At 71.6% G+C, this 21343-nt stretch carries 16 protein-coding genes; 9 read left to right on the plus strand and 7 right to left on the minus strand.

What is annotated here, in order from left to right; all coding sequences use genetic code 11:
* Positions 1 to 77: 77 nt before the first annotated feature.
* Both AC54T1_RS00360 and AC54T1_RS00365 read left to right on the plus strand, forming a co-directional pair.
* Positions 78 to 890 (plus strand): ABC transporter ATP-binding protein, encoded by an 813-nt coding sequence (locus AC54T1_RS00360; protein ID WP_496910619.1) that lies wholly within the window; start codon positions 78 to 80, stop codon positions 888 to 890.
* Complete coding sequence (locus tag AC54T1_RS00365) at positions 890 to 3478, plus strand: ABC transporter permease (RefSeq protein ID WP_496910620.1); 2589 nt, start codon at positions 890 to 892, stop codon at positions 3476 to 3478. Before AC54T1_RS00360 ends, AC54T1_RS00365 begins: the two co-directional genes overlap by 1 nt.
* 89 nt (positions 3479 to 3567) lie before the next feature.
* On the opposite strand, the gene AC54T1_RS00370 is transcribed toward AC54T1_RS00365, so the two are convergent.
* Complete coding sequence (locus tag AC54T1_RS00370; protein WP_484343347.1) at positions 3568 to 4008, minus strand: OsmC family peroxiredoxin; 441 nt, start codon at positions 4006 to 4008, stop codon at positions 3568 to 3570.
* 109 nt (positions 4009 to 4117) lie between these two features.
* On the opposite strand from AC54T1_RS00370, the gene AC54T1_RS00375 reads away from it, so the two are divergent.
* A complete protein-coding gene (locus tag AC54T1_RS00375) occupies positions 4118 to 4636 on the plus strand; it encodes a DUF3806 domain-containing protein (RefSeq protein WP_484343348.1) in 519 nt (172 codons plus the stop codon).
* A 71-nt stretch (positions 4637 to 4707) separates the two neighbouring features.
* On the opposite strand, the gene AC54T1_RS00380 is transcribed toward AC54T1_RS00375, so the two are convergent.
* Positions 4708 to 6030 (minus strand): hypothetical protein, encoded by a 1323-nt coding sequence (locus AC54T1_RS00380; protein WP_496910621.1) that lies wholly within the window; start codon positions 6028 to 6030, stop codon positions 4708 to 4710.
* Positions 6031 to 6066: 36 nt separating this feature from the next.
* Positions 6067 to 6636, minus strand: coding sequence for an RNA polymerase sigma factor (locus AC54T1_RS00385; RefSeq protein ID WP_496910622.1), 570 nt, complete (start codon positions 6634 to 6636; stop codon positions 6067 to 6069).
* A 220-nt stretch (positions 6637 to 6856) separates the two neighbouring features.
* On the opposite strand from AC54T1_RS00385, the gene AC54T1_RS00390 reads away from it, so the two are divergent.
* Positions 6857 to 8035 carry an MFS transporter gene (locus AC54T1_RS00390; RefSeq protein ID WP_484344227.1) on the plus strand — a complete coding sequence of 393 codons (1179 nt, stop codon included), beginning with the start codon at positions 6857 to 6859 and terminating at the stop codon, positions 8033 to 8035.
* A gap of 30 nt (positions 8036 to 8065) precedes the next feature.
* Here AC54T1_RS00390 and AC54T1_RS00395 read toward each other — a convergent pair whose 3' ends face one another.
* Positions 8066 to 8359: a hypothetical protein gene (locus AC54T1_RS00395; RefSeq protein ID WP_484343351.1), complete on the minus strand. Its 294-nt coding sequence runs from the start codon at positions 8357 to 8359 to the stop codon at positions 8066 to 8068.
* A 182-nt stretch (positions 8360 to 8541) separates the two neighbouring features.
* Between AC54T1_RS00395 and AC54T1_RS00400 the strand changes: the two genes are divergently transcribed.
* Complete coding sequence (locus tag AC54T1_RS00400) at positions 8542 to 9522, plus strand: TIGR03557 family F420-dependent LLM class oxidoreductase (protein WP_484343352.1); 981 nt, start codon at positions 8542 to 8544, stop codon at positions 9520 to 9522.
* Between the two features lie 31 nt (positions 9523 to 9553).
* On the opposite strand, the gene AC54T1_RS00405 is transcribed toward AC54T1_RS00400, so the two are convergent.
* From AC54T1_RS00405 to AC54T1_RS00415, 3 genes are read right to left on the minus strand one after another with little or no spacing between them, the layout of a single operon-like run.
* A complete protein-coding gene (locus tag AC54T1_RS00405) occupies positions 9554 to 11824 on the minus strand; it encodes a GNAT family N-acetyltransferase (RefSeq protein WP_496910623.1) in 2271 nt (756 codons plus the stop codon).
* A complete protein-coding gene (locus AC54T1_RS00410) occupies positions 11821 to 12720 on the minus strand; it encodes a hypothetical protein (RefSeq protein ID WP_496910624.1) in 900 nt (299 codons plus the stop codon). The genes AC54T1_RS00405 and AC54T1_RS00410 overlap by 4 nt, the downstream gene beginning before the upstream one ends.
* Positions 12720 to 14429, minus strand: coding sequence for a phenylacetate--CoA ligase family protein (locus tag AC54T1_RS00415; protein ID WP_496910625.1), 1710 nt, complete (start codon positions 14427 to 14429; stop codon positions 12720 to 12722). The genes AC54T1_RS00410 and AC54T1_RS00415 overlap by 1 nt, the downstream gene beginning before the upstream one ends.
* Positions 14430 to 14528: 99 nt before the next feature.
* On the opposite strand from AC54T1_RS00415, the gene AC54T1_RS00420 reads away from it, so the two are divergent.
* The 4 genes from AC54T1_RS00420 (at position 14529) to dapA (ending at position 21343) form a co-directional block, all read left to right on the plus strand.
* Positions 14529 to 15593, plus strand: coding sequence for a LacI family DNA-binding transcriptional regulator (locus AC54T1_RS00420; RefSeq protein ID WP_496910626.1), 1065 nt, complete (start codon positions 14529 to 14531; stop codon positions 15591 to 15593).
* A 125-nt stretch (positions 15594 to 15718) separates the two neighbouring features.
* Positions 15719 to 19657 (plus strand): glycoside hydrolase, encoded by a 3939-nt coding sequence (locus AC54T1_RS00425; protein WP_496910627.1) that lies wholly within the window; start codon positions 15719 to 15721, stop codon positions 19655 to 19657.
* 151 nt (positions 19658 to 19808) lie between these two features.
* On the plus strand, positions 19809 to 20318 hold the full coding sequence (locus AC54T1_RS00430) for a mycothiol transferase (protein WP_484343358.1): 510 nt from the start codon (positions 19809 to 19811) through the stop codon (positions 20316 to 20318).
* Between the two features lie 128 nt (positions 20319 to 20446).
* Positions 20447 to 21343: a 4-hydroxy-tetrahydrodipicolinate synthase gene (gene dapA / locus AC54T1_RS00435; protein WP_496910628.1), complete on the plus strand. Its 897-nt coding sequence runs from the start codon at positions 20447 to 20449 to the stop codon at positions 21341 to 21343.

The following is a 21343-nucleotide window of genomic DNA, read 5'->3' on the forward strand; positions in this document are numbered from 1 at the left end:
GGCTGCCGGTCTCCGGACGAGCAGCAGCCCCGCGCACCTTTCCAGCTCTACGCCGCTCCCGAGAGATGAGTTCGCCGATGTCCGCTTCCTCCGCTCCCGTCCGTTCTGGCCCAGGTGCCGGTGCGGCACCAGTCGGCGCTCCCGGCGACGCCACGGGCGCCATCGCGACAGCCCGCGGGCTCGTCAAGACCTACGGCAAGGGTTCGACAGCGGTCCACGCCCTGGCGAGCGTCGACGTCGACTTCGAGCGCGGCAGATTCACCGCGATCATGGGCCCCTCGGGCTCCGGCAAGTCCACGCTCATGCACTGCATGGCCGGCCTGGACACCCCGACGTCAGGCACGGTCGTCGTCGACGGGCTCACCGTGAGCAGCATGAACCAGCGCCAGCTCACCAAGCTGCGCCGCACCCAGCTCGGGTTCATCTTCCAGGCCTTCAACCTCGTCCCGACGCTCACCGCCGCCGAGAACATCACCCTGCCGCTCGACATCGCCCGCAAGCCCGTCGACCGCGCCCACCTCGACGCCGTCGTCCAGGCCGTCGGGCTCGGCAACCGCCTCACCCACCGCCCCGGCGAGCTCTCCGGCGGACAGCAGCAACGCGTCGCGTGCGCCCGCGCCCTCGTCTCACGACCCTCCGTCGTCTTCGCCGACGAGCCCACCGGCAACCTCGACTCGACATCGTCGCGCCAGGTCCTGTCGTTCCTGCGCAGCTCCGTCGACGACCTCGGCCAGAGCGTCGTCATGGTCACCCACGACCCGGTCGCCGCGTCCTACGCGCACCGCGTCCTGTTCCTCGCAGACGGCCGGATCGTCGACGAGATCACCGAGCCCACGCCGGACGCGATCCTCCAGGTCCTCGGCAGCCTGACCCGCGAGGTGGCCGTCTGATGCTCAAGGTCGCCCTGCGCAACGTGCGCGCGCACCTCGTTCGTCTTGCCCTGTCCATCCTCGCCGTCGTCCTCGGCGTGTCCTTCGTCGCGGGGACCTTCGCGCTGCGCGAGATGCTCTCCACGACGTTCGACGGGATCGTCGACGCCGGCTACGCCGGAGACGTGTACATCCGCGGCGCCGACGAGGCCGCCCAGCTCACCTCGGCCGGCGCGGCACCCGGGGAGGTCCGGACTCTCGTCCCGGCCGACCTCGCCGCGACCGTCGCCGAGGTCGACGGAGTCCGGCATGCGTTCGCCGACTACACCGGGCCCGTCGTGCTCGTCGGTGCCGACGACACCGCTGTCGTCTCGGGCGCCGGATCCCCGAGCTTCGCCCTCGCCTTCGACGCTGCGGACCCCAGCTACACCCTGGCTGACGGCGCCGCGCCCACGGCCTCCGACGAGTTCGTCCTCGAGGCCGTGACCGCCGAGAGCTCCGGCCTCGAGATCGGCGACACGACGACGATCGTCCTCGGAGGGACGCTCCAGGAGGCCACGTTCACCGGGATCGTCGACCTCGGCGCCTCGATGGCTGGTGCGACGATCGTCTTCCTCGACCAGGCGACCGCCGCCGCGACGTTCGCGCCCGAAGGGCTCGTCGCCAACATCGTCGTCTACGGCGAGGACGGCACCGACCCGTCGGCTCTCACGAGAGCGGTCGAGGCCGCGACTGCCGGCACGGCGAGCGCCGTGCCCGTCGAGGTCCTCAGCGGCGACACGCTCCGCGCCGAGGCGGGCGCCGACGTCGAGTCCCAGCTCGGCTTCATCGAGACGTTCCTGCTCATCTTCGCGGGGATCTCGCTGTTCGTCGGCGGGTTCATCATCTCCAACACGTTCGCCATGACCGTCCGGCAGCGGCAGCGGGAGTTCGCGCTCCTGCGTGCGGTCGGTGCGTCCCCCGGTCAGGTGTTCGCATCGATCCTCGTGCAGGCCGCTGTCGTCGGTGCACTCGGCGGAGTCATCGGCATCGGGGGCGGGCTCGGGCTCGTCACGGTTGTCAAAGCGCTCTTCGAGTCGATGGGCATGGACCTCGCCGGGGACGTGCCGCTCACCACCGAGATGGTCGTCATCTCGCTCGTCGTCGGGATCGTCGTCAGTGTCGCGTCAGCGGCAGTGCCGGCCCGCAGGGCCGCGCTCATCGCGCCGGTCGAGGCGATGCGCGACGACACTCCCGACCAGGCTGCCTCCCTGCGCCTCCGCGGGATCGCCGGCCTCGCGCTCCTCGGTGGTGGGACGGGAGCGGTCGTGGCCGCGGTCGCTCAGGCCGCGGCCGACGCCGACGCCGGGACCGGCTCGCTCCTCGGGTACGGCGCGGTCGGCGTCGTCATCGGCGTGCTGCTGCTCTCCCCCGTGCTCGCCCGCGCGGTGCTCGGCGTCATGGCAGCGCCCTTCGTCGTCGCGCTGCGACCGCTGGGGATGCTCGCTCGCGGGAACGTCACGCGCAACCCCCGGCGCACCGCCAGCACGGCGAGCGCACTGATGATCGGCATGGCGCTCGTCGGCGGGGCGTCCGTCCTCGCGGCCTCGACGCAGGCCTCCATGCGGTCCGTCGTCGAGACGGAGGCGCTCTCCGACCTCCTCGTGCAGTCGGCGACGTTCACGATCCCGTCGGGCGCCGTCGATGCCGTCTCCGAGCTCCCCGAGGTCGGCCTCGTCGACTCCATGACGGGTGGCATGGCGTTCATCACCGACGACGAGACGCCCGCTGGCGACCAGGGCGAGTCCCTGTTCGTGCTGGGCATGCCTGCCGAGTCGTTCGGGCGCAGCTTCACCACCGAGGCGCTCTCCGGCAGCCTCGACAGCCTGGCCACCGGTGCGGTGGCCGTGAACAAGGCGGACGCCGAGGCACGTGGCTGGGCCGTCGGCGACGAGCTGACGTTCCGCACCGAGGCCGGGGAGCTCACGCTCCCGGTCGGCGCGATCATCAGCTCCCCCGCCCTGTCGGTGCCCGTCGTCATGCCCGCGGACCAGGTGCCGACGATCCAGCCGGACGTCGCCGAGCACGTCGAGACGCTCATGGTCTCGGCTGCCGGCGGAGTCAGCGTGGCCGAGCTGCAGGATGCCGTCACCGAGGCCGTCGGGCCGTACAAGATCCTCACGGTGCTCGACAAGGAGGAGTTCGTCAGCCAGCTCGCCAGCCAGGTGGACCAGATCCTCGTGATCCTCTACGCCCTGCTCGGCCTGTCGATCGTCATCGCGATCCTCGGCATCGTCAACACCCTCGCCCTGTCCGTCATCGAGCGGACCCGGGAGATCGGGCTCATGCGTGCCGTCGGGCTGGGCAGGATGCAGCTCGCCGGGACGATCACGATCGAGTCGGTCCTCACCGCGGTCTTCGGAACGGTCGTCGGGCTCACGGTGGGTGTGCTCCTCGCCGCAGGGATGCCGACGGTGTTCGCGAGCGCTGGGTTCACGACGCTCGTGGTGCCGTGGAGCCAGCTGGGGATCATGCTCGCGATCGCCGTCGTGGTCGGCGTCCTTGCCGCCGTGTGGCCCGCGGTCCGGGCGGCGCGCCTGCCGGTCCTCCAGGCCGTCACGATCGACTGACCCACCGCCCGCACGGTGCCAGGCTCTCCGGGCACGTCGTCGTGCACCAGAGCCTGACACCGTGCGGGCGTCACCTCTCTAGCGGGGCCTCACCTCTCGAGCGCGGCGTCCAGCGTGATGGTCGTGCCCGTGAGCGCCTTCGACACGGGGCACGTCGCCTTCGCGTTCTCCGCAGCCTCGAGGAACCCGGCCTCGTCGAGGCCCTCGACCTCGCCGCGGACCGTGAGCGCGATGCTCGTGATGTGGAAGCCACCCGCGGGATCCGGCTCGAGCGTCACGTCGGCGCCGACCTCGAGGGCGACCGGCGTACCGCCCGCCTCACCGATGACCGCGGAGAGCTGCATCGCGTAGCAGGACGAGTGCGCCGCAGCGATGAGCTCCTCGGGGCTCGTCGTCCCCCCGGCGTCGTCCGCGGCACGCTTGGGGAACGACACGTCGTACGTGCCGACCTTGGAGCTCGACAGCTCGACCTGGCCGCCACCGTCCTGGAGGGTGCCGTTCCAGGCGGTCCGAGCGGTACGAGTAGGCATGGAGTCCTCTTTCCGTGGGTTCGGGGCGTGACCTCACCACCGTAGCCGCACGAGGGTGAAGTGTCGCGATTCGGCTAAGCGGCTCGACCGCGTGGCCGATGAGGAGCGCATGAAGCTGCCGCTGCGCACGCCGAGCGGTGGACCGGTCGACCCGACCGTCGCCACCGGTCGCCCCGCTGCGTCGACCGACGAGCACGTCGAGCTCCGTGTCCCCTCGCCCGTCGAGCTCGTGTGGATGGAGGAGCTGCGGCTCCACCTGCGCGCACCCGACGTCGACATCACGTCGCTGCACGTCATCTCCGAGCTGTTCGACACGTACGCCAGCGCGTGGCACGCCGCCGAGGAGGGCAACCGGTGGAACCCCAACCACGTCATCACGGCCCTCGGCATCGCCCTGGGTGACGTCCTCGTCGCCCGCTCGATGAGCGCGCACTGGATGGTCGCGGCGGACAACCGGATCACGACGGTGGCCGTGCGGGACGACCTGTGCCGTGGCACGGTCTTCCCCGTCGACGCCGTCGCCCGGCGCTGGATCGCCGGTGAGCGCGACTGGATGACGACGTTCATCGACCAGACACGCGTGACGCTGCAGCGCACGATGTCCCGCCGGGTCGCCGAACGCGCCTGACGCACGTCAGGCGCGGCGCAGCGGGCGGGAGCCCTGAAGGAGCGCCGGCTCTCCCCACCGAGCGGGTCGCGTCAGCGGACCGACGAGAAGTCGAGGTGCGCGTCCGCGACCGCGACGACGGTCCACGAGCTGCCGTCGTCCGAGGTCAGCTCGTAGCTCGGAAGCAGCACGCTCGCCCCGTCCGGCATCGTGTGCATGCCGAGCGTGAGGGTCGCACCCGTGATGGTCACGAGGTCGACCGGCCACGCGAACGTCCCACCCGGTGCCGGCGGCACGGGGGGCGTCGCAGGAGCACCGTCCTCGAGCGGCTCCGGCCCGACGAGCGTGCTGCTCGACGCCGAACCGTCGGCAGGCTCGACCATCCCGCCCACGTCGTTGCGTGCGTACGCGGTGATGCCGCCCGCGCCGAAGCGCGGATCGCCCAGGCGTGCGACGGCGTCCTGCGGGCTCACGAGGTCGTACTCACCGAGGTCCACCGGGGAGGCGAGCTGGCCGTAGGCGGTAGCGATCCCGTCTGCGGTGACCATGACCTCCCAGGTGAGGGGGGTCTGCTGCCCGTCGACGAGCCGGACGGCCCGGACGACGGTGGCGGCGATGTCGTAGCCGGCGTCGACGCTGATCTCGTACCCCGCCGGGTCGACGCCGAGCGTGGTCATGAGGTCGACGAGCTCCGCCGTCGCGACATCGTCGGGCGGGGCGGCCGACGCACCCTCCGCCCACGGGTCGAGGGTCGTGTCGGTGAAGGAGAACGACCCGAGGGAGTCGGCGGTGAGGTCGACGAACGCCCCGGTCCAGTCCGCGGGTCCGACGTGCCACTGGCCGTAGAGCGGTGTCGGGGTGTCGGTCAGCCCGAACGCCGCGGCGACACGCGCCGCCGCCTCCGCGGAGGAGAGCGCCTGGCCGTCGAACGCCCATGCGCGAGCGGACGCTGCCTGCGTGGACAGCCCTGCCGAGTCGAACACGGTGCGGCCGCCGTACCAGGCCATGTCCGCCATGCTTGCTCCCGCGTCCGGGCCGGCGAGGTGCCGCTCGTCCGCGGCCCCCGGCTGCGCTGCTCCGGACGCGATCTCGTCCTCCGGTCCTGGCCGGTCGGGGCTCTGCTCGCCCGCAGCGACGGTCGGCTCGGCTTCCTGGTTCCCCACCGCGTAGCCACCGAGACCGATCGCGAGCACACCGGCCGACGCCGCGGCGACCTGCAACCACCGGGCCGGACGCCGACGTCCGGTGAGCGGCACGACAGCCGCGGGAGCGTGCTCGGACGCATCGATGCGCGCCCGGACGCGCGCGAGGTCAGGGTCGACGTCGCGCGCGGGGTCGGCGCCCGCCAACCGGTCGAAGGCGCTCTCCTCCCCGGGCGTCACGGGGCGGGACGCGGCTGGGTCGGTGCTGCTCATGAGAACCTCCGGGGTGTCAGGTGGGGTGGGTGTCCACTACCGGGTCTGTGTCGTCACCCCGTGCGGTCTTGCTGCTGGCGGCGCCACGTCCACGCGACGCTCGTCGTCGACCGGTGCCCGCCATGCGTCCTCCAGCCGGCTGCGTGCCCGCGACAGGGCCGCGTCGGCCCCGCCCCGCGAGATCCCGAGCGCGCCCGCGAGCTCTTCACCCCGCAGCCCCTCCCACGCAGCGAGGAGGAGGATCTGCTGGTCACGCGGGCGGAGGGTCGCGAACGCCCTGCGGACGTCGAGGTCCTCGATGACCACGTGCTCCGTGACCTCCGGCGCCGCCTCCTCCGGGACCTCCTCGACCGGCACGGGCCGACCCTTGCGGTGATGGTTCGCCACGACGAACCCCGCCGTCCGGTAGAGCCACTGCAGCTCGAATCCCTCGGGCACCTCCTCGCGTCGGCGCCAGGCGACGACGAACACCTCGGCCGTGAGGTCGTCGGCGTCGTCGCGGGCCGCACGGCGGACGACGAACCGGAAGACGGCTCCTGCGTGCGCGCGGAAGAGGTCGTCGAACCACGCCTTCTCCCTGGCCGGCGTCCCGGTGCTCAGCGTCATCGTCGGCTCCCCGCATCGGTGGCTGCCGGGGCAACCAGGAGCACGCCGAGGGCCATTCCTCGTCGTGCTGCATCTCACGTCGTGTCACTGCTCTGTGTGCCGGGCACGCCCGATCTTGCACCCGCCCGGTGGCGTACCCTGACGAGTCGTCGTCGCCCTGGAAGGACCCATCATTCCTGACCCTTCCCGGGCGCTGCGCAGCCCCGCAGCGGCGGGCCTGCTGCTCGCCGCCGTCCTCGTCTACGCGCTCAACCTCCGTGGACCGTTCGTGGCGCTCGCGCCCATCGTCGACGAGGTCGCCCGCGGGCTCGACGTCACCCGCGAGACCGTCGGGCTCCTCACCGGCATCCCGGTGCTGTGCTTCGCGCTCGTCGCCCCGTTGGCGTCCCTCCTGGCGGGCAGGGTGGGGCTCGAGAAGGCGATCTCGTTGTCGTTGGCCGTCGTGTTCCTCGGGACCGTCGTGCGTTCCTCCGGCGGGTTCGGGACGGCCGTCGCGGGCACGATCCTCATCGGTGCCGCCATCACCGTGGGGAACATCTGCGTGCCGGCCCTCGTGCGGCGCGACTTCCCGCAGTCGGCGGGCATCGTCACCGGCCTGTACACGGCAGCCCTCAATCTCGGCTGCGTCCTGACCACGCTCCTCACCGCGCCGCTCGCCGATGCGCTGGGGTGGCGCTGGGCTCTCGCGTCGTGGGCGACGCTCATGGTCGTCGCCGCTCTCGTGTGGCGGCGGGCGACCGCCGGCCGCCCTGTCACGACCGTCCCGCTCCTCGCGGGAGCCCTCCCGGGCACGGCGCCCTCCGTGGCGACGTGGCGCAGGCCCGTCGCGTGGTTCCTCACCCTGGCCTTCTGCGGACAGTCGTTCTCGTACTACTCCATGACGACCTGGCTCCCGTCGGTCCTGGCGGACCTGCGGGACATGACAGCGGGCGGGGCAGGGGGCGCCGCATCGCTCTTCCAGCTCGGAGGGGTCGTCGGCGGGGTGGGGGTCCCGCTGCTCGTCGCCCGCCGCGTCTCGTTGCGTGCCGTGTTCGCCACGATGTCGGCCCTGTGGCTCACGCTCCCGCTGGGACTCCTCCTCGCCCCCGGCCTCTGGCCGGTGTGGGCGTTCGCGGCGGGGATCTCTCAGGGCGGGAACTTCACCGTGATCTTCACGCTGATCGTCCACCACAGCCGGGGACAGACGGAGGCACGGCGGATGTCGGCGATGGTGCAGACCATCGGCTACTCGGCGGCGGCTGCGGGACCGTTCGCCCTCGGGGCGGTACACACAGCGTCAGGTGGCTGGACGGTCCCGCTGCTCGTGGTGCTCGGTGCGCTCGTGCTCATGACCACGGCCGGCCTCCTCGCGGCGTCGGTGCCACGAGCAGCCGCGCCGCAGGGGGCGGCGCCAGCCTGAGTCCCGCCGGCTGTTCGACGGGAGCCCAGGTCAGAGCGGGTTGACGTCGGTGACCGCGATCTTGCTCACCTTGATGCCGCCACCCTGCTTCATGACGTCCTCGAGGGTCGACACGAAGGCGCCGAGCTCCTTCTTGGACGGGGCGAGCGCCTCGACGTTGACCCGGACGCGGACGGCCGGCTCCTTGGCGGAGGTGTCCCGGGAGGCGTCGACGAACCGCCCCTGGTCGCCGAACCCCGACTGGGCCTTGAGCTTGAGGCGGTTGAGCACCCGCTGGACATTGTCCTCGGGCGTGGTGATTCGGAACGTGACAGTCGATTGCATATCCGAAATTTTACTCTCTCCGCCACCGGAGGCCGACCCATCCACAGACTTTCGCCCTCCCCTTCACCCTCCATCGGGTTACTACGGTGTAAACCCGACATTTCCCCTACGTGTTGTTGACCGGAGGGCCGCGTCTTCCCGCGGATGCGAGCGGCGACGACGACGAAGGTGACGATCGTGGGATGACACGATTCGGATACACCCTCATGACCGAGCAGTCCGGCCCGAAGGCACTCGTCGAGTACGGCGTGGCGGCCGAGCGCGTGGGCTTCGACTTCGAGGTGTCGAGCGACCACTACTCGCCCTGGCTCGCCGCGCAGGGGCACGGGGCGTACGCATGGAGCGTGCTCGGAGCAGTCGCCCACGCCACCGAGCGCGTGGAGCTCATGACCTTCGTCACCTGCCCGACCATGCGGTACCACCCGGCGGTCGTCGCCCAGAAGGCTGCGACGCTCGGCCTCCTGTCCGACGGACGGTTCCTGCTCGGGCTCGGCTCGGGCGAGAACCTCAACGAGCACGTCGTCGGGGAGCGCTGGCCCGCGGTGGACGAGCGCCACGAGATGCTCGTCGAGGCGCTGCACATCATCTCCGACCTCTTCACCGGGAAGGTCACGGACTTCCGCGGAGCGCACTTCCAGGTGGACTCCGCCCGCGTCTGGGACGTGCCCGAGACCCCCGTGGAGATCGGCGTCGCCGTGTCGGGCGAGAAGTCCGTCGCCGCGTTCGCGCCGATCGCCGACCACCTCATCACCACGGAGCCGGACGCCGACCTGCTCGCGCGCTGGGACGCGGTGCGGAGGGAGGAGTCGCTGCCAGCGTCCCGGAAGATCGCCCAGATCCCGGTGTGCTGGGACCCGGACCGCGACGCCGCCGTGGCCCGCGCGCACGAGCAGTTCCGCTGGTCCGGGCTCGGCTGGGGCGCCAACGCCAACCTCCCGACGCCCGAGGCGTTCGCCGGTGCGACGGCGTTCGTCCGCCCGGAGGACGTCGCCGCGTCCGTCCCGTGCGGACCGGACCTCGACGCGATCGTCGAGGCCGCGCTGCCCTACCTCGAGGCCGGTTTCACCGACATCGCCGTCGTCCAGGTGGGCGACGAGGGCCAGCAGCGGTTCCTCGACGAGGCAGCGGGTCCCCTGCTGGAGAAGCTGCGCGCAGCCGCGTGACGCTGCCAGACGGCCCGCGGGACGCCACGGCCTAGGGGTCGACGAGCCGCGGGGACCGGGCGACCGTCCCCTGCGCACCGCCGGCGCTGAAGACCGCGAGCGGGACCTCGTGCGTACCGAGCGCCAGCCCCTGGACGAGGCCGTGCCGCGCGTCGGGCGAGTCGATGACCTCGGAGTGGGGCGAGACGACGACCCCGGAGCGGTGGCCGTGCAGCCAGAGCCGCTGGAGCGCCCGACCCGCCTCGAGGACCGCTGCGGGAGGCAGACCCAGGTCGGGCTTTCCCGGCACAGCAGCATCGCGCTCTCCCGGCAGCAGGGACCGGTCGGCGACGAGGACGAGGTGGTGCGGCGCCACCGCGCGGCGCCTGCCCGCCCAGCGTCTGCCCACCGAGCGTCTGCCCGGTCGGCCCTCGTCGAGCCCGGAGGGAGACCCGGGCCTGCTGCGCAGGAGGAGCTCGGCCCCGAGCGCGACCAACGAGGTGGCGGCGAGCGCCGGCCCGCGCAGCACGCCACGGGTGAGCGGTGCGAGCGCCCGGGCGAGCGGTGCGGGGATCCCGAGCATGACGTCGGTCATCCCGTCCCGGCGGTACCCGGGGTGCGTGGGGCTCAGCCGGAGCCAGGCGAGCAGCTCCGCAGAGACGTCACGGTGCGCTGCGGTGTACGCGAACCCGCGCGCCACGAGGCGTCGCATCGTCGCGTCGTCGACCTCGCGCAGGGCGAGCCAGTCCGGCAGGGCGGCCCCGGTCCGGGCGTCGTCGCCCCAGATCTCGGGACCGCGGCCGAGGGTGCCGCGGTGCACGCGGCGGTCGCGGACGTCGTCGGGCGTGAAGCGCGTGGCGGGCACGTCGGACGTCACCCGGGGAACGACGTCGAGCTCGAGGACCGGCCCGGCGGACGCTGCGTGCGCGGTGGCCAGGGCCGGCTGCGGGCGGACGGCGAGCGTCCACCCGTCGTCGGCGACGACGACGGCGAGCGACTCGGTCCACGCCCCGAGCCCGAGGAGGAGGTCGCGGCCCGTCGGGTCGCCCGCCGGGAGCGTCCGGCCCGGCGCGACGGCGACCTCCACGGTGCTCCCCACGACGCGGGGCAGCCACGGCTGGGCGTTGTGCGCGGACGGGGCACGGCCCGCCGCGCGGAGGTATCGGTCGAGGTCCGCGCGGCTCGGCGCACCGGACCTGACCGTGGCCGCGTCGTGCGGGCCGGGTTCCCGGACGGGACGGCGATAGAAGGTGTACCCGTGCAGCTCTTGCCCGCCGACCCGCTCGAACTGGCGCGCGGACGCCGGGTTGTCCCGCCCGACGTAGGTGCTGCGCAGGCGCGCGTACCCGCCCTCGGCGAGGTTCGCGTGGAGCTGCCGGGTGAGCAGGGTGAGCAGGCCACGGCCCTGGTGGTCCGGGTCCGTGCCCTGGACGATGAGGATCGCGTCCTTCCGGTACCTGCCACGGGTAGCCAGGAGCTCGAGCTGGCGCACCCACGACAGGCGCCCTCCGACGTGCTGCACGAACGGCGTGATGTCCGGGACGACGAGCACGAACGCGAGCGCGTCGCCGGTCGCGGCATCGCGAGCGAGCAGCAAGAGCTTCTCGTCGAGCAGGAACGACAGGCCGTCCGTCGCGGCCGCCATCTCCTCGGCGGTGATCTGCGTGTAGTAGGGCAGCTGGGCGAAGGACCGGTTGAGCAGCGCGCGCAGCTCGGGGACGAGCGCCCGCACACGCGAGCGCCGCCCGTACTCCAGCTCGACGCCCGCAGCCGACCACTCGGCCGCGGTGGGTGGCTCGACCGGTGCGTCAGCCGGGACGTCGACGACCCACGTGTCGGCCTCGCCCCAGCGGACGAACCCGAGCGACTCGTACACGCCCGGCACCCAGTCCGGGTTCCACGCGGAGTCCACGAAGCCGCGGTCGGCGAAGCCCGAGGTGATGACACCGCCTGCCTGGTTGGGCAGCAGGGACACCGGGCCGAAGAGCTGGTCGTAGCCGGCCGCGCGCCGCTCGAGCTCGTCGAGGAGCGCGCGGGCCGCGGCCTCGTCGGCGAACTCCGTCGCCCCGAACAGCAGCGACCGCGCCCCGAGGCGGGCGTCGAGGCGGGTGTCCGTGTGCACGGTCGTCCGGCCGACGACGGTCCCGGAGTCGTCCCGGACGAGCAGCAGGTGCACCGGACCGGGGTGCGGGCTGGTGCCGCGCCACCACGACTCGACGGTGGCGGCGAGCAACGGGACGCCGAGGTTCTGGGGGTGCAGGCGCCGGGGCAGGTCGCAGAACTCCTGGAGGTCGGCCCGGGAGACGACGGGCGTGACCCTCACGCGACGTCGCCGAGCTGGCGGGGCGGTCCGTCGGCGAGGTGGATGCGGATGAACCCGCCGTTGCCGTTGCGCGTTCCGCGCACGATCCACTCCATGAGGCGGCGGTGCTCGGGGAACCGGGCGAACGCCAGGAGGTCGTCGCGCGTGTCGAAGAACGCGAGGGTGCCGAGGGTGAACGGCGCCTGCCAGTAGATCGTGTGCCACACGAACCCGGGCATCCGCTGCATCTTGGCGACCATGGGGAACCACTCCTGGGACTGGATCGCCCACGAGTGCAGGCCGCGGTACCGGGTCGCACCGATGAAGGTGGCGCCACCGTCCGCAGGGGTCCGCACGGCTCCAGCCGCCACGGACCGAGCTGTGCCGCCAGCGTCGACCTCTCGCGCGCGGCTAGGACGGGGGCGGGCACGCCCCAGCACCGCGCGTGCCTGGTCCCGGTAGAACCGGATCGTGCTGGGACCGGTCGGCAGGTCCGACGCCGTCGCCGGCCCACGACTCCCCACGACGAGCGGTGGCGTCCGGCCAGCACGCTCCTCCCGGTCGAGCGCGGCGAAGCGGTCGTTGACCGCCATCGTCGGCCCCTCCGCTCGCCACACGCCGTTGGTGTAGCCCTGCTCCTGCGCCTCGAGGACGCGGATGCGCGCGGGCGCGAGGTGGGCTGCTCCCGCGAGGAACACCTCGACGTCAGCGCGCGTGGCGAAGTAGCCGAGCACCGCCCGGACCGTCCCGGGACCGCGACCGACGCGGACGGCGCGGTCCCACCGGTGCCCACTGGCACGCCGCACGGCGGTACGGACCGCGCGCTGCCACTCCCGCGAGCCACCGGCACGCTCGACGACGACCATGGCATCGGCCCGGCCCTGGACGGGAGCCCGCGAGAAGTCGGTGGTGAACATCAGGCCACCGTGCCGGTCTCCCGCGCCGTGCCGGACTCCCGCTCCGGGCCGGTCACGTGCGCCTCCCGGGCGGGGGCGTCCGGGTCACCGCCCCGGTCGTCGGCGTCGACGAGGTAGACGTTCTTGATCTTCTGCTGCCCGCCGACGAACGGCCCGCACCGGTAGTCGTGCACCTCGACGCGCACGTCGGAGGCCGTCGGGTCCTCCTCGAGCGACTGCTTGATGTCCCTCGAGACGGTCGCCAGGTGCGTGAGGACCCCGGCGGCGGAAAGGCGGGCAAGCTCGCCGCGGTCGTCGGCGTCGAGCACGGCGCCGGCGCGGAGCTCGAGGTGGATGACGGGGCGCTGCTCGTGCTCGCCGATCTCCACGAGCGACAGCTTGAACGACTCGATCGCGGCAGCGTGCGGGTTGTCGAGGTAGAGGCCGTTCTCGACGTCGAGCGGGTAGAGGTTGGCACCCATGTAGGAGATCGTCGAGTCCTTGCGGCCGAACAGCAGGACGAACGGGAGCTTCATGCGCTGCACCGCGAACGCGCGCTCGAACGCGAACGTCAGGCGGGACTGCCCACCGCCCGCCTGCCGGCACACAGCCTCGCGCATCTCGTCGAAGGACAAGATCCGCGCCTCGTCACCGATGCTGTAGCGGAGCTTGGGGCTCATGATGTCGGCGGAGTTGAGGGTGACGAGGAGCTCGCCGTCGTCCGTCGTCTCGAGGTAGGTCTCGAGCGGGTTGTACTGGAAGATCATCGGCGTGCGGCTCTCGTCGTCGCCCAGGACCTCGCGGCGCAGCGCGGCGTTGCTCACCAGGGCGCGGCGCAGGAACACCGAGAGGTCGCTCTCCCCCGCCATCCCGATGGTGAGGTCGGAGGCGCCGTAGCCGGAGTACACGCGACCGAACCGCTCCTCGAGGTAGTCGCGCAGCCCCTCGGTGAGAGCTTCTCCACCGACGAACCCGTTGAGGTCGTAGGAGTCCCAGTCGAGGCCCTCCGCGTCGAGGCGGTCCCGCAGGTGCTTGAGGAACGGCGGGTACGCGCACACGAGGTAGACGTAGCCGGGACCGAAGTGGCGCAGCGTGTCGACGATCTTGTCGATGTCCGGGCCGGTGTTCTTCACCATCCCGATCTTCGACATCGCGATGCCCGTGTTCGTCCCCGTCGCCCACGCCCCCATCGAGAACGCGTTGATGGCGAAGAGCTTCTTCGTGCCGAACAGCAGGGTGATGTACCCCGCGACGTTCTTGTGCACGGTGTTAAGCTCACGCTTGGAACGCATCCAGTTGTACGGCGTGCCGGACGACCCGCTCGACTCGTCGACGACCGTCCCGATCGTCTCGATGCGCCCGTCCCAGCACCGCGCCGCCTCCGGGTACCGGTCGACGTAGTCCGCCTTCGAGGTGGGCCGGTAGTTGGTGAGGTCCCACCAGCGGAACCGGAAACCGTCCTCCTCGATGTAGCGCCGGTACGCGGGCACGTCGAGGTAGGCGTGCTGGCAGATCATCCACGCGTTGAGCCGCGCGAACCGCTCCATCGCCGGGTGGTAGTTGCGCGCCGTGAACCGCCACAGCGCCGGGTGGACCCGGTACAGGCGGTAGACGACCGTGACGGCGAAGGTCGCCAGCCGCAGGGCGGCCTGGCGCAGGGCGCTCGTGCGGGGGCGCTCGTCGGGCTGCGCGAGCGGGGCGGGCCGGCCGGGGTTCGCTGAGGTGGTCACTCGCGGCACACTAGCCAGGAACGGCCCGTGCCGACAGGGCAGGACGCTCGTTCGACATGGGGAGAACACCCCGCTATCGCCCGCAACTATCATCGGTCCATGAGCTCTGGAGGCGACCAGCAGGCCGCCGCGCGCCCGGTCCGCCGCGGTCGCCCGCGGTCGGGACCCTCGATGGCCGACGTCGCGGCGCTCGCCGGGGTGTCCTCCCAGACGGTGTCGCGGGTCTCGACGGGCTCGCAGACCGTCAAGCCCGACACCCGCCGTCGGGTGCTCGCAGCCATGGAGGAGCTCGGCTACTCGCCCAACTCGGCGGCACGCGCCCTGCGATACGCCCACTTCGACGCGATCGGCGTCATCGCGCACCGGCTCGCGCGCACGGGTGAGTCCCGGACGTTCGAGGCCGTCGTGGACGCGGCGCGGCGCGAGGGCAACACCGTGAGCCTCGTCGACGTGCAGAGCCCGTCGTCGGACGACATGAGCGCCGCGGTCGCCCGGCTCACCCACCAGGCGATCGACGGGCTCATCATCATCCGTGCGGAGACCGGGAGCCCGGAGACCCTGTCCCTGCCGGCGAGGATGCCGGTCGTCGTCTCCGACTCCCGGTTCGTCGGTCGCCATCCCGCGGTGGCCACCGACCAGACCGAGGGCACGCGCGCCGCCGTGCAGCACCTCCTCGACCTCGGTCACCGCACGGTGCACCACCTGGCGGGGCCTGCGGACTCCTACCCGGCGCAGATGCGCCTCGAGGCCTGGCGGGCGTGCCTCGTGGACGCAGGGCGGCCCGTGCCGGAGCCGTACCTCGGCGACTGGTCCGCGACGTCCGGGTACCACCAGGGCCTGCGCATCGCTCGCGACCCGGGGATCACGGCGGTGTTCAGCGCGAACGACGAGATGGCCGTCGGGCTGTGCCGCGCGCTGCACGAGAACGACCTGGCGGTGCCGGACCAGATCTCCGTCGTCGGGTTCGACGACATCCCGTTGGCCGAGTACCTGTGGCCCCCGCTGACGACCGTCTCCCAGGACTTCACGCAGATCGGCGCGACTCTCGTCCAGCTCCTGCTCGAGCAGATCAGGTCCGGCGAGGTCCTCACCGGCACGCGCCGGCTCGTGCCCGTGGAGCTCGTGGTGCGCGCGAGCACCGCACCTCCGCGACCGCGCGCCTGAGCGGGTCGTCCAGCAACCACGGCGCGACTGACCCTTGACAATGTTTACGTAAACATCAGAGGATCCTCAGGAGCCCTCCGCACGCGACGAGGGTGAACGTCCCATCCAATGGCGGAAGGTTGACAATGAACGACCCCCAATCCTGGCGACGGAGGACCACGGCTGCCGGCGCAGTCGTCGCACTCTGCGCGACAGGTGTCCTCACCCAGATCCCCCGGGCCCCCGAGGCCTCCGCAGCACCCGCGCTCCCCGCACCTGTCGTCGTCACCCCGAACCCGGCCTACGCCGGTCCGGAGTTCGAGGGCTGGGGCACGAGCCTCGTCTGGTTCGCCAACGCGACCGGCGACTACCCCGAGGAGATCCGCGAGGAGCTCTACCAGCTCGTGTTCGGCGAGGAGGGCCTCAACCTCAACGTCGCGCGCTACAACATCGGTGGCGGCAACGCGAGCGACGTCCCCGATTACCTGCGCCCCGGTGGTGCGGTCGAGGGCTGGTGGGCACCTGACCTCGACGCGTCCGACGGCGTGACCTCGAACTACGACGACCGCGCCGCCTACCTCGACTCCTGGGACGCCGAGGACCCGGCCTCGTACAACTGGGACGCCGACGCCACGCAACGCTGGTGGGTCGAGAAGCTCGCCGAGAGCAAGGACGACATGGTCTGGGAGGCCTTCAGCAACTCCCCGCCCTACTTCATGACGACCTCCGGCTTCGTCACCGGGTCCATGGACAAGCGCTCGGACCAGCTCCTCGCGACCGGTGACGCCCCGCAGAAGTTCGTCTCCTACCTCACGAACGTCACGGAGCACATCGAGGACGAGTACGGCATCGAGTTCAAGACCGTCGACCCGTTCAACGAGCCGTGCAACGGCTACTGGGGCACCCCCGCGCTCGGCCCCGACGGCTGGCCCGTCGGCGGCGGCACCACGCAGGAGGGGGCGCAGATCTGCCCCGGGCCTGACGCCAACGACCAGCAGAACGTCATCAACCTCCTCGCCGAGCGCCTCGAGACCTCGACGACCGACGCGATCATCTCCGCGAACGACGAGACCAACCCCGCGCAGTTCGTCAACGCGTGGCGGCAGTACGACGCGCAGACCCGCGCGAACGTCGGACAGATCAACGTCCACACGTACGGCACCAACGGGCGCCTCCAGGCCCGCGATATCGCCAAGACCGCAGGCAAGGACCTGTGGATGAGCGAGGTCGGTGGAGACTTCGTCGGCACCGGCTTCGACCCCGTCACCATCACCGGCGGCCTCGGCATGGCGCAGCGCATGACGGACGACCTCCGCGAGCTCGAGCCCACCGCCTGGGTGTTCTGGCAGGAGGTCGAGGACTACTACAACATGGAGAAGGTGGAGAACCTCAACTGGGGTTCCGTCTTCATCGACTTCGACTGCAACGAGCCCGGCATGGTCGGGTACTCCGAGCGTCGTCTCGCGGACGCCGGGTGGACCGAGGGCGAGCCCATGCCCGCCGAGGCCGAGTGCAAGATCGTCACGAACTCGAAGTACAACACCGCGCGCAACTACACGCAGTTCATCCGCCCCGGTGACCACGTCATCCCGACGAACAACAACCAGTCGACGGCTGCGGTCAAGGCAGACGACTCGGGCGCGACCGTCGTGCACATCAACGACACCACCGCCGCGCGCTCGCTGACGCTCGACCTGTCGAAGTTCGCGACCATCGCCCCCGGTGCGACCGTCACCCCGGTCGTCACGACCGAGGACCCGAGCGTCGAGGACGCCGGGACGAACGCTCTCGTCGAGGGCACGCCCGTCGCGATCCCCGCTGGCGCCACCTCTGTCACGCTCGACGTCCCGGCCAGGTCTGTGACGACGTTCGTCATCGACGGCGTCTCCGGTGTCGCCGAGGACGCGTTCCCCGTCGAGGACGGCGGTTCCTACCAGCTCGTCGGCACCGGCTCCGGCCGAGCGCTGACGGCCGGCGCGGACACGCTCACCATCAACGACCTCGCCACGACCAGCGACGCGGTCGCCGGTCAGATGTGGACGTTCCACGAGGTCCCGCAGATCGAGGGCAACCACGAGCGCCGGTTCGTCCTCACGACGACCGACGGTCGCGTCCTCGCCGCCACCGCGGCAGGCACCGACTACCGCACCATGAGCGTCGCGGACGCCATGGCCGACCCCGAGGCGTGGTGGACGTTCAACACCACCGACGGCGCGACCTGGTCGCTCGTCAACGGCTCGCTCGCCCTGGCGCTCGAGATCGGTGGACAGGCCACGGCCGACGGATCCCCCGTCGGCGTCTACGGCTCCAGCGGCGGTGCGCACCAGCGCTGGACCGTCCGTGACACCGCGATCGTCTCGGTGCCCGACGTCCCGGTGAGCACCATCGCCGGTGTCGAGCCGACCCTGCCGTCCGCCGTCGTGCCGCAGTACCGGCACGGCGCCGGTGTGGCCGCCCCCGTCACCTGGGACACGGTCGACCCGGCCGTGTGGGACACCACTGGTTCTGTGACCGTCCTCGGTCAGGGCACCGACGTGTTCGGCAACACCTTCGAGGCTCGGGCGATCGTCGACGTCGGCGGCTTCGTGTCGAGCGACCCGGTCTCCCTCACGACGTACGTGGGGATCACGCTGGAGTCCGTGGTCGACGCCGCGCCCGAGGTCGTCCCCGCCCAGATCGGGGCGTCGAGCCAGCGGTTCGACGCGACCGTCGAGTGGGACTTCACCGGTCTCACGGACGACTCGTTCGCGGACGTCGGGGTCGTCACGATCCCGGGTTCTGCGGCATCGAACGACCCGGCCGGCGACCCCGTGCCGGCGACCCTCTCGGTGATCGTCACCCCGGTGACCGACGTGAACATCGCACCCGAGGTCTCGGACGCCGTCGCGTCGTCGACCGAGGGCACGTACGGCATCGACCGCACGTACAACCTCGCCCTGTCCGACAAGGGCTGGTCGAACTGGGTCTCCGCCAACAAGCCCACCACGAGCACCCTGACGTACACGTTCGCCGAACCGCGCGACATCAACAGCGTGCGGACGCACTTCTACAAGGACGGCACCACGTCCTGGGCGCAGACCATGACCGTCGACTACCTCGACGGCACGGAGTGGGTGTCGGTCCCCGACCCCGCGCTCACCGTCGACGCACCGGCGGACGGCTCCGCGCCGATCGTCGACATCGACCTCGGGGTCACGACGACGAGCGTGCGCGTGACGCTCAACGCGTTCCCGAACACCCACATGATCGTCTCCGAGGTGGAGATCTTCGCCGACGGACCGTCCGTCGCCGAGGTCGCCGACCTCGCGGCGCTGCGGGTCGACGGCGTCGCCCTCGAGGGCTTCACCGGTGACGTGACCGACTACGCGGTGACCGTCGATGGTTCCCGCTACCCGGTCATCAGCGCGGTCCCCGTCGACTCCGACGCCACCGTGGAGATCACGCAGGCGAGCGACGAGACCGCCGGCCTGGCCACCCTCACGGTGACCGCGGCCGACCGCGCGACGACCCGCACCTACACGGTGGACGTCACCCGACGCGCCGTCGTGTCGGCAGTCGCCATCACCGGTGACGTGCGCGAGGGGCAGACGGTGACGGCCACGACCGTGACCGACCCCGCCGACGCGGACGTCAGCTACGTGTGGACGCTCACGGACCCGACCGCGGACGTCGCTGCGGCAGCCGTCGTGTCGGAGACGGACAGCTACGCGGTGACTGCAGCCGACGTGGGCAAGGAGCTCACGGTCACCGCCGTCGCGACCGCGGCCGGGTTCGAGGACTCTGTCGCCGTGGCGAGCGCACCTGTCGTCGTGCAGGCCGCTCCGGTCATCCCCGAGCCGACGGACCCGGTCGACCCGGGCACGCCCGGCGGACCGACGGATCCGGCACAGCCCGGCGGGCCGTCGGCCCCGGCCGGACCTGGTTCGGGTTCCGGGACCAGCAACGGCTCCGGCGGGACGACGGCCGACGACGGCTGGCTCGCCACCACCGGCAGCCAGGTGATCCCGGTCGCCCTGCTGGCACTGCTCCTCGTCGGAGCCGGCGCGGCACTCCTGGCGCACCACCGCCGCATCAGCGAGGGCTGACCCCAGCCCCTGGCACACGATGACGAGACAGGCCGTCCCCTCACGAGGGGGACGGCCTGTTCCCGTTGCGCCCGCTCCTGCCTGTGCCAGTGTGGACGGGACGAGCCCGGCGACGTGTCGTCCTCGCCAGCACCCGACGACGGAGGCACCCGTGAACGCTCTCGACATCCTCACCGACGGCTTCACCCGCGTGCGGGACAGCCTGCTGCACGCTGCGCACGACCTGTCCCCCGAGCAGCTCGAGACCCGCATCGAGGAGGGCGCCAACACGATCGGGTGGCTCCTGTGGCACACGTCCCGCGTCCAGGACGCGCAGATGGCTGATCTCGCCGGCTCCGCGGAGGTCTGGACGTCAGCCGGCTGGGCGGACAGCTTCGGCCTGGCACTCGACCCGTCCGACACGGGCTACGGCCACATTCCCGAGCAGGTCGCCGCCGTCCGGGGCGTCACGGCGGACCAGCTCGTCGAGTACCACGAGGCCACCCTCGCGCGGACCCGCGAGATCCTCGACGAGCTGAGCGAGGGCGACCTCGACCGTGTGGTCGACCGCTCCTACGACCCACCCGTCACCCTCGCCGTGCGACTCGTGAGCATCCTCGCCGACGACCTCGAGCACGTCGGCCAGGCGGCATACGTCCGCGGGCTGATCGAACGGCGCTGACCGTCACGAAACGGGGCACCCGTTGGTGAATGCGCAGCCACACCCGCTCTGGCGGGTTATGTCCGCGTATCCTCGGATGCCATGAGGATCGCTGGCGAGCTGTCTGCGACGCACGAAGGAAGGTCGCCATGAGCGCCGGCACGAACTCTCCCCGAGGCGTCCTCCTGCCGATCGTCACCCCCTTCGTGGACGGCACGCTCGATCACGCATCCCTGACGCGCCTCCTCGACCGGTACGCCTCCTCGGGGATCGGTGGCCTCGTGCTCGCCGGCACCACCGGAGAGTCACCCGTGCTCGCCGGCCATGAGGTCGACGACCTCGTCCGCCTCGTGGCGGACCACGTGAGCGGTGCGCTCCCCATCTACCTCGGCATCGCCGGGAACGACACCCGTTCGGTCGCGCGGCAGGTCGAGGCTCACGCCTCTCTCCCTGTCGACGGGTATCTCGTCACCGCGCCCTACTACAACCGACCGTCGCAGTCCGGGCTCGCGGCGCACTTCGGCGCGGTGTGCGAGGCCACCGACCGGCCGGTCATCGTCTACAACATCCCGTATCGCACGGGCGTCAACGTCGAGAACACGACTCTCCTGGCGTTGGCGGACCAGCACGCCAACATCGTCGGGGTCAAGGACTCGTCCGGGGATACCAAGCAGAGCTTCGAGCTCATCCGTGAGGGCGCGGGCCGTCTGGCTGTCCTCACGGGCGAGGACCACATGTTCTACGCATGCGTCGCGCTCGGTGGCGCTGGCGGGATACTCGCCGCGGCGCACGTCGTCCCAGAACGGTTCGTCTCGGTGTTCACCGGGCTCACCTCAGGCCGCCGGGACGAGGCGCTCGCCACGTGGAACGAGCTCGCCCCATGGATTCCGCTCCTCTTCGGCGAACCCAACCCCGTCCCGCTCAAAGCCTGGCTCGCCGAGCAGGGTCTGATCTCCTCGCCCGAGTGCCGTTACCCGCTGACCCCGGCCACGCCCCGGCTGCTCGCATCGCTGCGCGCACAGCTGCCGCTGGACCCGGTGGGCTGA

The sequence above is a fragment of the Sanguibacter sp. Z41_6 genome (assembly GCF_059621145.1).

What these genes read in the sequence shown, in the direction of transcription:
- AC54T1_RS00410 (WP_496910624.1), bottom strand. Translation starts at nt 12,720, where the DNA reads ATGTTCACCACCGACTTCTCGCGGGCTCCCGTCCAGGGCCGGGCCGAT.
- AC54T1_RS00365 (WP_496910620.1), top strand. Translation starts at nt 890, where the DNA reads ATGCTCAAGGTCGCCCTGCGCAACGTGCGCGCGCACCTCGTTCGTCTT.
- AC54T1_RS00375 (WP_484343348.1), top strand. Translation starts at nt 4,118, where the DNA reads ATGAAGCTGCCGCTGCGCACGCCGAGCGGTGGACCGGTCGACCCGACC.
- AC54T1_RS00395 (WP_484343351.1), bottom strand. Translation starts at nt 8,359, where the DNA reads ATGCAATCGACTGTCACGTTCCGAATCACCACGCCCGAGGACAATGTC.
- AC54T1_RS00400 (WP_484343352.1), top strand. Translation starts at nt 8,542, where the DNA reads ATGACACGATTCGGATACACCCTCATGACCGAGCAGTCCGGCCCGAAG.
- AC54T1_RS00385 (WP_496910622.1), bottom strand. Translation starts at nt 6,636, where the DNA reads ATGACGCTGAGCACCGGGACGCCGGCCAGGGAGAAGGCGTGGTTCGAC.
- AC54T1_RS00420 (WP_496910626.1), top strand. Translation starts at nt 14,529, where the DNA reads ATGAGCTCTGGAGGCGACCAGCAGGCCGCCGCGCGCCCGGTCCGCCGC.
- AC54T1_RS00370 (WP_484343347.1), bottom strand. Translation starts at nt 4,008, where the DNA reads ATGCCTACTCGTACCGCTCGGACCGCCTGGAACGGCACCCTCCAGGAC.
- AC54T1_RS00425 (WP_496910627.1), top strand. Translation starts at nt 15,719, where the DNA reads ATGAACGACCCCCAATCCTGGCGACGGAGGACCACGGCTGCCGGCGCA.
- dapA (WP_496910628.1), top strand. Translation starts at nt 20,447, where the DNA reads ATGAGCGCCGGCACGAACTCTCCCCGAGGCGTCCTCCTGCCGATCGTC.
- AC54T1_RS00360 (WP_496910619.1), top strand. Translation starts at nt 78, where the DNA reads ATGTCCGCTTCCTCCGCTCCCGTCCGTTCTGGCCCAGGTGCCGGTGCG.
- AC54T1_RS00380 (WP_496910621.1), bottom strand. Translation starts at nt 6,030, where the DNA reads ATGAGCAGCACCGACCCAGCCGCGTCCCGCCCCGTGACGCCCGGGGAG.